This window comes from Notoacmeibacter ruber (assembly GCF_003668555.1).
In the GTDB taxonomy this organism is placed as follows: Bacteria; Pseudomonadota; Alphaproteobacteria; order Rhizobiales; family Rhizobiaceae; genus Notoacmeibacter; species Notoacmeibacter ruber.
In genome coordinates this window covers 520,268-531,262 of sequence record NZ_RCWN01000001.1, presented here as the reverse complement: position 1 = coordinate 531,262, position 10,995 = coordinate 520,268, and the positions used below count along the sequence as shown (strand labels likewise).

Genomic DNA, 10,995 nt, shown 5'->3' with positions numbered 1-10,995 from the left:
GCTCCGTCGGGACGGAGCGCTTTAAACTCGAATATTGGCTGGTTCGATCGCCGAAATCAGTCGATCGCGGCGACCACGCCGTAGCCGATGGAACTGTTACTCGCTTCGGCGGTCGTGGCAGTCATGCCCACATACCAGATACCGGCTGCGGTGAGGGTAAAGACAGAAAAAAGGGCGGCTTTCACGGCGTTCATCTCGAATGGTCTCTGCAATCTTCAGTTATAGGTCAATTTGCTTTCCGAAACGTTCCCGCCGGCTGGGTCGCTTCACTCACAAACCTAACGGAGTGTGGTGAAACTGGTTCCCTCCAGGAACACAATTCTGCTCACATTCCCGTTATCGAAGCGTAACCATCACCCTTGAGGTGCGCGGCTTATGAGCGCAAAATACGACAAGCGATAGATGGAAAAACTTTTTTCCCTGCATGACAGAGAGTACGTGTCGCGGCGGCAACACACCTCCCAAGAACCACCCTCAATTACAGAGACATAATGCGCGCCGATTACCGATTGCCCCGACTTTTCGTGTCAGATGACCTGTCGGCTGAAACCTCGATCAAACTCGACAAGAACCAGGCGAACTACCTTCTCAACGTCCTAAGAATGAAGGAGGGCGAGAAACTTTTGGTTTTTAATGGTCGCGATGGCGAATGGCGTGCGGAGATCGAACGGGAAGGCAAGAAGAACGCCTTGCTGCGACTTGCCGAGCAGAGCCGACCCCAGCCTCTGCCCTCCGACCTGCACTATCTCTTTGCGCCGCTAAAGACCGGAAGAATGGACTACATGGTCCAGAAGGCGGTCGAAATGGGCGCCGGCATCCTGCAACCGGTCCAGACTCAGCATACGCAAATGGCGAAAATCAACCATGACCGGCTGGAAGCAAATATGCGAGAGGCTGCCGAGCAGTGCGGCATTCTTTCGCTTGCGCAATTGCGACCGATCCAGAAAATCGGTTCCCTTCTGGAAGAATGGGATGCGGGTCGTCACATTATATATTGCGATGAAGACGCTGCCGGCGACGATCCGCTCCCAATCCTGTCCTCCCTGCCAGCGCAGCCGATCGCGGTTCTGATCGGCCCGGAAGGCGGCTTTTCGGAAGAAGAGCGGACCATGCTCCGCAACCTGCCTTTCGTGACGCCGATTCCGCTTGGTCCGCGCATCCTCCGGGCCGACACAGCGGCGGTCGCCGCTCTCGCTCTGGTGCAAGCCGTTTGCGGAGACTGGCGACACAATGTTCACCCGGAGCAGACTGCCGCAGATTGATCTTCGCGATTCTCTTCGCCATATGCTCATGCCACAGGCGTGCCTAGCGCCGAGATAAACGGGACGGAAATGGCACGCGATACAAGCAACACGACGCCCATCGAAGGCTTTAACGATCTCGTCGATTATCTTGCTGCGGGCTGCAAGCCGCCAAGGGATTGGCGGATCGGAACGGAACACGAGAAATTCGTCTTCTATGCCGACGGCAACAATCCGGTCCCTTATGATGGAGACGCCGGCATACGATCCCTTCTGGAAGGCATGCAGGCGAAGCTCGGCTGGGAGCCGATCATCGATGGCAACAAGCTCATAGGCCTTGCCTCACCCATCGGAGAGGGCGCGATCAGCCTTGAACCGGGCGGCCAGTTCGAACTTTCCGGCGCGCCGCTGGAGACCATTCACCAGACCTGCCGGGAATCCAACGTACATCTTTCTCAATTGCGTCAGATTGCCGAACCGCTTGGCATTCGTTTTCTCGGCATGGGCGGCAGCCCGAAATGGTCGATCGATCAGACACCGCTCATGCCGAAGTCGCGCTATGAGATCATGTCGGCCTATATGCCGGAGGTCGGCACGCAAGGCCGCGACATGATGCGCCGGACCTGCACCATCCAGACCAATCTGGATTTCTCATCCGAGACCGATATGCGCCGCAAGATGCAGGTCGGCATGAAGTTGCAGCCACTGGCAACAGCTCTCTTCGCCTCCTCGCCTTTCACCGAGGGCAAACCGAATGGCCTGCTGTCATGGCGCGGCGATATCTGGCGCGATGTCGACAATAACCGTGCCGGCATCCTTCCGTTCAGCTTCGCCCCCGATTTCGGCTTTGCCGATTATGCGGAGTGGGCGCTGGACGTTCCGATGTATTTCATACTCCGTAATGGCCAGTACCACCGCGCGACACATGTGACCTTCCGACAGTTCCTTGACGGAGCCCTCCGAGACGACGTGCCCGATCCCGAGCCAACTCTGGGCGACTGGATCAATCATCTCTCGACCCTGTTCCCCGATGTTCGCCTGAAGCAGTTCCTGGAAATGCGCGGGGCTGACGGCGGCCCTTGGCGGCGCATATGCGCGCTTCCCGCCTTCTGGGTCGGCTTGCTTTATGATGAGCAGGCGCTGGATGAAACGTTCGAGTGGACGAAAGACTGGACGGTCGATGAGGTTCAGTCCATACGCGACATTGTGCCTGAGAAGGCTCTTGCCACGCCATTTCGCGAGGGAACGGTGCGCGACCTCGGCTATCGCGCTCTCGCCATCGCCCGCGCCGGTTTGCAGCGGCGCGCAAAGATGAATCCTGACGGATTCGATGAAGCGCATTTCCTGGCCCCGCTAGAGGAAATCGTGGCGCGCGGCACCTCCGAAGCCGAAGAAATGCTCCGCGCCTACCATTTGCGCTGGGGCGCTTCCATCGAGCCGCTTTTCGAAGAATACGCCTACTAATAATACCGGGCGAAGCCGGGGCCTTGCTAGCGAGCGGTCGCATTCTTCCCGAAAAGCGTTATGGTTGCGGAAGAAGACAAGCGAGGCGCCTCATGATTCCGCTCTATCCCATGTTGTCATCGATGAATGACGGCGCGCTGCAGCGACAATTGGCCGACCAATTCGCCGTGAACCAGCAGCAGGCCGTGAAGGTGCTGGCCGCGGTGGCTCCCGCCTTTAGCGAAGGCCTACGCCGACAGACGGCGACCCCCGCCGACACGAACGATTTCTTGGCAGCGTTGAGTTCGGGACAGCACGCACCCTACGGCTTCGATGTTTCGAAGGCTTTTGAACCCGGTGCCATAAGGCAGGCGCAAACGGTGCTCGACCAGCTCTTTCGCTCCGCCGGTCTGATGCGCGCCATCACCGATCAGGTCGCCAACGAGACCGGCGTGCCGCGCGATACCGTCCGCCAGATGCTGCCTGTGATCGCGAGCGCCGTGATGGGCGGCATAACGCGGCAGATGACGGAGTTTTTCATCGCCGCCAGCGACGCGACGCCACCCTATAAAACCCCGTTTGCACAGCCCGGTGCGACACCGGCGCCGCAAACGCCGAGAAAGAGCGAACCGGAACCCGGCCTCATGGAATCGATCTACGGGCCCGCAGGAAAAATGTGGGACGAGCTATGGGCACCTTTTCTGCCGCAGAGTTCCGCTTTTGGCGGATCAACGCGCGGAACGGGCGGGATGGGCGACATGATGGAAACCTTTTTCGGTCGGCCGCGCTCCAGCCCGGAAAAAAACCACACGGCTGATGGTATCGGGGTCGTACCGCCGGGTTTTCCGCAGGAGCCGGAACCGGAGCTCGTCGATCAGGCTCCCGACCCTGACTCTTCCGACCGCGATGACTCGGCTTCTTCGGGCCAGACGGATCATATTTTCGGCCCCATGTTTGCAGCAGGCGAAGCCGTCAGCCGCCAGCAGATCGAAACGATGGAAAAGCTCTTCGATCAGTTTGGCGTCGGTAAGAAGAAGAGTTAAGCCGAGCCGGACCGAGCCTTTGTCCTGGAGAGTTTTTTGGCGAGCGTGAAATCCAACGCCGAGGAATTTTCGGTCAGCGATCTGTCCAACGCCTTGCGGCGCGTGGTCGAGGACCGCTTTGGCCATATTCGCGTGCGCGGCGAAATCTCCGGCTATCGCGGGCCGCATTCGTCCGGCCACGCCTATTTCTGCCTGAAGGACGACCGCGCCCGCCTGGATGCCGTGGTCTGGCGCAACACCTTTCAGCAGTTGCCCTTCAAGCCGGAAGAAGGCCTTGAGGTCATCGCGACCGGGCGCCTTTCCACCTATCCGGGGTCGTCCAAATATCAGATCGTCATCGACCGGATCGAGCCGGCGGGCGAAGGCGCCCTGATGGCGCTGCTGGAGGCGCGGCGTAAGGCGCTCGCCGCCGAAGGCCTGTTCGACGAAGCGCGCAAACGGCCGCTTCCATTTCTGCCATTCACGATCGGCGTCATCACATCGCCGACCGGTGCGGTGATCCGTGATATCTGTCACCGCATCACCGACCGCTTTCCAAGCCGTGTCGTCGTATGGCCCGTCCGTGTCCAAGGTGAAACAAGCGGCGACGAGGTCGCGCGAGCGATCGCCGGATTCGACACATTGCCGCATGACGGCCCGATCCGACGGCCGGATGTCGTGATCGTCGCGCGCGGCGGCGGATCTCTGGAAGATCTTTGGGGCTTCAATGACGAAGCGGTCGTGCGTGCGGTCGCAGCCTGTTCGATCCCGATCATTTCCGCTGTGGGCCACGAGACCGACTGGACGCTGATCGACCACGCGGCAGACAGGCGTGCGCCGACACCGACAGGCGCGGCGGAAATGGCCGTTCCGGTGCGCGCAGAACTCGAGGCCGCCGTCTCCACATTCGGCGCGCGCCTCAGATCGGCCCATCGCCGCCTCCTCGACCGCCGATTGCAGGATTTGCGGAGCCTTTCGCGTGCTCTCCCCGCTGCCGACGCACTCCTTGCCATTCCCCGCAGGCGACATGATGAAGCGGCGGGGCGCCTTTCTCGAGCACTCGTCGCCGGTATCGAATTTCGGCGGCACCGGTTTCTCTATCTTCGGGACCGGCTGGCGCCGATCATTCTCGACCGTCAGTTGCGCGTCGAGCGCCGTCGTCTCGACGGCGTCGTGGAACGCTTTCCACCCGCCATCCGGCGCGTTCTGGAGCGGAAACGCGACCGCCTCTCGTCAACCACCCGGCTGATCGAAGTGCTTTCGCATCATAAGGTTCTGGCCCGTGGCTACGCGGTGGTACGCGACGGCGAACAGAATGTTCTGACCAAAGCTGCCGACATCGCGGCCGGCATGTCGCTTCAGATCGAGATGGATGGTGGGACCGTTCCGGCCATTGCCGGAGAAGACAATGCCTCAGTTCGCGAAACACCGAAGCGGGCCGCCGGGAAGGTCCGTCGGTCGACAAAAGCTTCGTCTCCGAAAATCGCATCCGGGCCAGCCAAGAGCGAAACCGGAGCGAATGTTCCTCCGATCAAGCAGATCGACCTTTTTGAATAAGATCAGAGTTCGATCAGGTCGAGCCTGTCGCCAAGAGCTTTTCGAGCGGTCTCCACTACGGCCCTGTGATGTGTAAAGAGAATGGGCTGAAGTGAAGGCGAAACAGATGAAAGCGCCTTCAATCCTGCTTCGGTGCGCTGATCGTCAAAACTGGCGAAGAGGTCGTCGCCCACAAAAGGCGGCAGATCGGCCTGCGCCGCGCGTTCCTTCAACCAGCCGAGACGCAGGGCGAGATAGAGCTGATCGCGGGTGCCCTCTGACAGCGTGCCGTTCACCGGCAGACGCGTGCCATCATTTCGTGTGACGAGAAGAATGGGGCGTCCTTCCGCATCGAGGTCTTCCGCCAGGCCAGAGAACGCGCCATCCGTCAATAATTCAAAGAGGTTCGCCGCCCCATCCAATGTCGTATTCGGAACGGACTTTGCGTAGCGATCCATCGCCGCATCCAAAAGGATGGACGCTGCTTTCAAGCGGCCCCATTCGTGGGCGGCGATCTCCATCCGTTCTTCTGCCCCCTGGCGACGGAACGCGGCAAGTTCCGATCCCTTCCTCCGCCGTAAACCCTCAAGCTGCTGGCCAAGCCGGCCAAGCTCCTGCGCGAGACGCTGCTTCTTGTCCTGCGCGGCATCCTTGGCGTCACGCAGTTCCAGTATGGCGCGGTGGGCCGCCTCCTCCCCTTCGGATTGAACGGCCTCACGCACTTCGCTTTCCGTCAGGTCCTGAGCAATTTCGGTGAACTGACGCTCCTGATCCTGGCAGGAACGGCGTGCAGCGCGGCGCTCCCGTAGACGCTCGATGAACGTCGTGGCATCCAGCGTCTCGGGCAGAGTGCTCAGGATCAGGTCCGCGTTTTGCCGCGTCTCCTCAGTTCGACCTCTCGCAAACGCCAACTCATCTTCGACCGTCGTCAGTTCCTCCTCCGCTTCGGAAAGGCGCTCCGCCGTCGTCACAGCCTTCTGGCATCGCTGCCAGAGAATCGTGACGGCTGCATCGGGTGCCTCTTCACAAAGATCGGGGGCCAATCGGCTCAAGAGGTCCATGACACGTGAACGATAGCGCTCCACATCCGCCTCGAGACCCTCGACGCGTGTCTGCAGGCGGGCTGCCTCTTCCTGCATGGAGGACATCGAAGCCAGACTTTCCAGAAGGGTGAGTACGGCATCGGCGCCATGGCCCGTCGGCAAGCCAAGATCGCCAAGATCCTGATCGAGACGGGCGCGTGATAGCGCGATCGTCGCATCAAACTGCTCAATCTGCTGCCGATGATCACGAAGCATTCTCTCGTGCTCGTGGCGTAGAGCATCCGTCGCCGCACGCGACTGGCGTTCGGCGGCGACTTCCGCGAGACGTTCGAGGATGGCGGCCCAGAGATGAAGCACCCCCAGTCCACCAAGCTGGCCGAGCCCTAGAACTCCGGCAAGTTCACGCAATGCCGGCACCTGATCCTGCGCGGTCGCCAGAGCCCTCGTTGCGGCTTTGAGTCTGCGTCTGGCGTCAGACGCATCATCGCGCAGATCGACAAACCGGGCCATCCAGCTCTCGGTTCGCTCCGGCAAAGGCGGCTTTTCGGTAATGGAAGCGAAAAGGGCCTGCCAGCGAGCTTGCCAATTGGCGAGTTGCCGATCCAGCTCCTCGATCGCGCTCTCGTCATCCTCCAGAGCCTTTTCTTCTCGAGCCTGTTCGGCCCGATCGCGGCGCAACCCTGCGCCACTCTCGGCTTCTGCCAGAAGTCGATCTGCGATCCGATCGGTTTCGACAATCGCAGTGTGCAGCCCATCCCAGTCCGATGACGTTCCCTCGCGCAGATCGCCCAACTTGCGGTCGCGACTTTGGCGAGACTGCGAAAGTAACAGCGGATCGACCAGCGCTTCAGTGCGCTCCGCTTCACCAATACGCTGCTTGATCGCCGCGATGCGCTTTCGGGTTTCTGCCAGACGATTGCCCCGGTTCTCCCTTTCCTGATGGTGGCCGCGCCATTCGTTGAGGAGGACGGACCATTCGCGCTGGAGCGGGACCGGCCTATCGACGCAACGGTCGAGATCGGCGACGGATGGATCGAGAGCGAGAGCGGCCTGCCGGCTCGCCTCAAGATCATCTTGCGCTCTGCGACTTTCCTGCTCAGCGGCCACCGCATCGTCGAAGACCGGACGCAGCGCGGCCACGGCCCGCTCCAACTGTCTTGTCTCCGGAAGCGCTGTGATCTCGTCCGACGAGGTTTCCGAATCGAGGCGACGCTGCAGGGCCTCCGCTTCTTTCTCAAGTCGCCCACGCTCGCGTTCCGCATCCTGAAGATGGAGAGCCTCCTGACGAAGATCGGCGCGCTGCGCCACGGTGATGCGAGTCACCGTCGCCTTGTCGGCCGCAATCCCCATTTCGCTCAACTGGCGGCCAATCGCTTCGCGCCGTTCACGCAGTTGCGCCTGAACCTTGGGAACGTCGGCGACATCCTTGCGATAGCGTCCGAGGTCTTCCGCGACGAGGCGCACGGCGTCCGCCGCCTCTGCCAGATCAGGTCGCGCCTCGAGCCCCTCTCGGCGAGCCTCGGCGACCCGGTGCCGTTCGGAGAGATCGCGAAGGACTTCCTCCGCGCTCTCACGCTCTGCAAGCGTGGATTCCAAGCGTTCCGGCAGGTCGTCGGTGAAGGTTTCAAGGCTCGCAAATTGGGAAAGCCGCTCCCGCGCCTGGTCCAGATGTCGAAGAGCGGGCCGAAGCGCCAGCCGCCTTTCCGCCGAAGCCAGCGCGATCTCGGCCGCGGCAAGCTCCGCATTGGCCTCTTCCTGCAGGCCGGCCGTCTCCTGGATGGCCTTTTCCGTATCGCGCCACTCCTGAGCGCTCAAGGCAATCTCAACGTCGCGCTCTTCAGCCCGTGCCTCATCGCGCTCTTCGCTGGCGATCCAGAAGATCCGATCTTTCGACTTGCGTTTGGAGAAAATCGAATCCGCTTCAGCCTCGATGGCCTCTCGCAACTTGCGAAGACCGCCCAATCCCGAAGAGGCCGCAAGGAGGCTCGCGCCAAGATCGCCCGACAGACCGGCAAGCGTTTCCCCGCCTTGGCGCAGCGCCTCGGCTGTCAGACCGAACTCGCGCTCGAAACGTTGACGATCCATTCCGCCAAGAAAGGCTGCCAGGCTTTCGTCGGGCAGAACGTCGTCGCTACCGGGATCACGCAGCGTCGCCTTATTGCCACGCCGCCGCGTAAAGGCGAATTCGCGGCCGTCTGCGGCCCGTATGGATGCGCCGACACGCAGTGATGCGGCATCATGGCGAAAGTCCATCTGTTTGCGGGCTGGAAAACCGAACAGCAGATCCCCGATGGCCTGCAGCATCGTCGACTTGCCGGCTTCGTTCGGACCGTAAACGACGTGTAGGCCGGCGTCCTGCCGAAAGGTCAGTCGCCGATCCGCAAACGCGCCGTAGGCCATAAGATCGAGATGGAGAAAGCGCATGATGCTCAGTCTCCCCTGTCGACCCGCTGCTGGGCTGTGGCAAGCCCTTCCAACAGAAGCGCCTCGACATCCTGCTCGGAAAACTGACCAACCCCGGCCGTCATGCGCGCGCCGATCTGTTCGAGCGCTGCTCTCAGACGCTCCTTCACCGCGGGATCCTCCGCAACAGCAGACAGATGATCGTCGAGACTGGCCATGTCCTCATTGTCCGCGGCCGGCCGGGCGGAAGGACGAGTGCGAAGCTTCACCTTTTCAATTCGAACGTCACCTCGCTTTCGGTCGGCTGCGGCCTGAGCCTCGGCGACGCGCTCGGTATTGCCCATGGCCACGAGCGGGCCATGCAATGGCCCCTGCCCTGTCAACACGATCCGCATGGCGTGAAGCGCTCCTTCCACCGCAGCAGGCTCATGGGCGCAAAGTTCGCTGAGAGCCAGCCAGAGATCGTGCATTTCTTCTATGCCATCGATCGAAAGCTGCACTTCTGCAAACTGTCCGGCATCAACGAGGAGTCGTTCCGGCTCGCCGACGATACGTCCATCCTCTACGGTGATGAGAACCGCGCCTTTCGGCCCTTTTTCCCGGATCGAACGCCCTTGCAAATTACCGGGATAGACGATCATCGGATCGGATCGCCGGACGACCTCGAATTCATGGATGTGGCCAAGAGCCCAGTAATCATAGCCGCGCGCTTCCAGATCCACCGGTGTGCATGGCGCATAGCTACCATGGCCGGGTCTGCCGTCGAGAGAGGTATGCAGGAGACCAATATTGAAAAACCCGGCCTTAGGTGACGGATAGCGGGTGGCCAGATTTTCCGCGCAGGAGCGATCGGCGAAGCCCTGACCATGAACAGCGACCCGCAGTTCGTCCATCTCGATCGTCTGTGGCCGCGCTGTCGCCAGCTCGACGACATTATCGGGAAGGGTTATACGACCACGCACCACACTGGCGGCATCATGGTTTCCTCGCAGCGTCACCACCTTGATACCGGCGCGGTCCAGCCGTGCCATCTGAGCGGCGAAGTGAAGCCCTGCAGCCGCGTCCCGCCACTCCCCGTCGTAAATATCGCCGGCAATCAGCAGGAACGACGCCTGCCGCTCTATCGTCTTGTCCACGAGGCGCTCAAGCGCCCGTCGTGTCGCGGCAGCGAAATGACGCGCCATTTCCTCGTCGCGCATCGCCAGACCATGAAATCTGGTGCCAAGATGGAGGTCGGCGGCGTGGACGAAACAGAAGCGTGACAAGTCGGAACCATTCCAGCGAATCGGAAGAGAAAGAGTGACACGCTCGGCACCACGAACGGAAGGCAGGGACGCCAGCGGTTCACATGGGATTGGCAGTCGGCCATCATTTTCCGCCATGCGGAAAGAGCGACTGCCGAAAGCGAGATGTTTCAACGGAGGGATGGTACGGTCGGGTGGGTTCGAACCACCGACCTCAGGAGCCACAATCCTGCGCTCTAACCAGCTGAGCTACGACCGCACACTATCCGCCGGCAAGCTGACGCGTCCGGCGAAAGGCTCCATACAGCCGCACGGCTGCTCTTTCAAGGGGAAGATGCGATGAGTTTTCGCTCTCCTCCAGAAGCAAAACCGCCGCATCCGGAGATGCGGCGGTTTTCATCTTTCAAAGCGGTTGCCGGCCTTGATGGCCGGCTGCCAATCAGCGCGTCGTCTTGTCGACGGCCTTTGTGAAGGCTTCGCGAGCCGGCTTGGAAACCTCTTCAACGGCACTGCTGGTGACGTTCTGCATTTCCTTCGCCTGGGCGATGTTCATCTCGGCCTGCTGACGGAAGAATGACGTCTGAACTTCCATGAGTTCGCTGATCGAATTGACGCCCATCAGGCGCTCAACGTGATCGAAAGCCGCCTCGGACTGCTTGCGCGCATTCTCGATGCTCTTGCGCGAAACGGTCTGCACGGCAGAGCGAACGGTCTCGACCGATTCTTCAAGAGCCTTCTGGTTCTCTTCAGCCTGGGACTTGAACTGGGCATAAGCCTCCTGGCTCTGAGCAATTCCCTTTTCGGTAAAGCTGCGAAACTGCTCGCTCATCGCCTCCGGGCGAAAATTATTAGCCATCGCCGCGGCAGCTTTATTGGCATTTGCGGTCGCTGTATCAACAGCTTCCTTGGTGGCTTCCGCCGTGTTGTTGATGGCGTCCTGAGCTTCGGAGCCTGTCTTTGTCGTGGAACGTGCCATGATTGGAAACTCCTTCCTTTTCAGTATTCTGACCATTTAATATGACCAATGGTCAAGCGTGTTATCGGTTCCTGCTTCATTACAATA

Annotated in this window: 8 protein-coding genes and 1 tRNA gene; 4 read left to right on the top strand and 5 right to left on the bottom strand. The window is 60.7% G+C overall.

Going from position 1 to position 10,995, the window contains the following annotated elements:
• Window positions 1–56: 56 nt before the first annotated feature.
• Window positions 57–194 carry a hypothetical protein gene (locus D8780_RS15715; protein ID WP_158598421.1) on the bottom strand — a complete coding sequence of 46 codons (138 nt, stop codon included), beginning with the start codon at window positions 192–194 and terminating at the stop codon, window positions 57–59.
• Between the two features lie 297 nt (window positions 195–491).
• On the opposite strand from D8780_RS15715, the gene D8780_RS02495 reads away from it, so the two are divergent.
• The 4 genes from D8780_RS02495 to xseA all read left to right on the top strand — a co-directional run bounded on the left by D8780_RS02495 (window position 492) and on the right by xseA (window position 5,263).
• Complete coding sequence (locus D8780_RS02495; RefSeq protein WP_121644214.1) at window positions 492–1,262, top strand: 16S rRNA (uracil(1498)-N(3))-methyltransferase; 771 nt, start codon at window positions 492–494, stop codon at window positions 1,260–1,262.
• A 69-nt stretch (window positions 1,263–1,331) separates the two neighbouring features.
• Window positions 1,332–2,705, top strand: coding sequence for a glutamate--cysteine ligase (locus D8780_RS02490; protein WP_121644213.1), 1,374 nt, complete (start codon window positions 1,332–1,334; stop codon window positions 2,703–2,705).
• Window positions 2,706–2,797: 92 nt separating this feature from the next.
• On the top strand, window positions 2,798–3,727 hold the full coding sequence (locus D8780_RS02485) for a DUF937 domain-containing protein (RefSeq protein WP_121644212.1): 930 nt from the start codon (window positions 2,798–2,800) through the stop codon (window positions 3,725–3,727).
• 24 nt (window positions 3,728–3,751) lie between these two features.
• The gene (gene xseA / locus D8780_RS02480; protein WP_121644211.1) at window positions 3,752–5,263 is read left to right on the top strand and encodes an exodeoxyribonuclease VII large subunit; all 1,512 of its coding nucleotides are present in this window, start codon (window positions 3,752–3,754) and stop codon (window positions 5,261–5,263) included.
• A gap of 2 nt (window positions 5,264–5,265) precedes the next feature.
• Here xseA and D8780_RS02475 read toward each other — a convergent pair whose 3' ends face one another.
• From D8780_RS02475 to D8780_RS02460, 4 genes are all read right to left on the bottom strand, one after another.
• Window positions 5,266–8,709: an ATP-binding protein gene (locus D8780_RS02475; protein ID WP_121644210.1), complete on the bottom strand. Its 3,444-nt coding sequence runs from the start codon at window positions 8,707–8,709 to the stop codon at window positions 5,266–5,268.
• Window positions 8,710–8,714: 5 nt separating this feature from the next.
• A complete protein-coding gene (locus D8780_RS02470; RefSeq protein ID WP_158598420.1) occupies window positions 8,715–9,953 on the bottom strand; it encodes a metallophosphoesterase family protein in 1,239 nt (412 codons plus the stop codon).
• A 161-nt stretch (window positions 9,954–10,114) separates the two neighbouring features.
• A tRNA-His gene (locus D8780_RS02465) sits at window positions 10,115–10,191 on the bottom strand.
• A 180-nt stretch (window positions 10,192–10,371) separates the two neighbouring features.
• Window positions 10,372–10,908: a phasin gene (locus tag D8780_RS02460; RefSeq protein WP_245412227.1), complete on the bottom strand. Its 537-nt coding sequence runs from the start codon at window positions 10,906–10,908 to the stop codon at window positions 10,372–10,374.
• Between the last annotated feature and the right edge of the window lie 87 nt (window positions 10,909–10,995).

Excerpts from the sequence above, each read along its gene's own strand:
- D8780_RS02490 (WP_121644213.1), top strand. The coding sequence starts at position 1,332 with ATGGCACGCGATACAAGCAACACGACGCCCATCGAAGGCTTTAACGAT.
- D8780_RS15715 (WP_158598421.1), bottom strand. The coding sequence starts at position 194 with ATGAACGCCGTGAAAGCCGCCCTTTTTTCTGTCTTTACCCTCACCGCA.
- D8780_RS02495 (WP_121644214.1), top strand. The coding sequence starts at position 492 with ATGCGCGCCGATTACCGATTGCCCCGACTTTTCGTGTCAGATGACCTG.
- D8780_RS02485 (WP_121644212.1), top strand. The coding sequence starts at position 2,798 with ATGATTCCGCTCTATCCCATGTTGTCATCGATGAATGACGGCGCGCTG.
- D8780_RS02475 (WP_121644210.1), bottom strand. The coding sequence starts at position 8,709 with ATGCGCTTTCTCCATCTCGATCTTATGGCCTACGGCGCGTTTGCGGAT.
- D8780_RS02460 (WP_245412227.1), bottom strand. The coding sequence starts at position 10,908 with ATGGCACGTTCCACGACAAAGACAGGCTCCGAAGCTCAGGACGCCATC.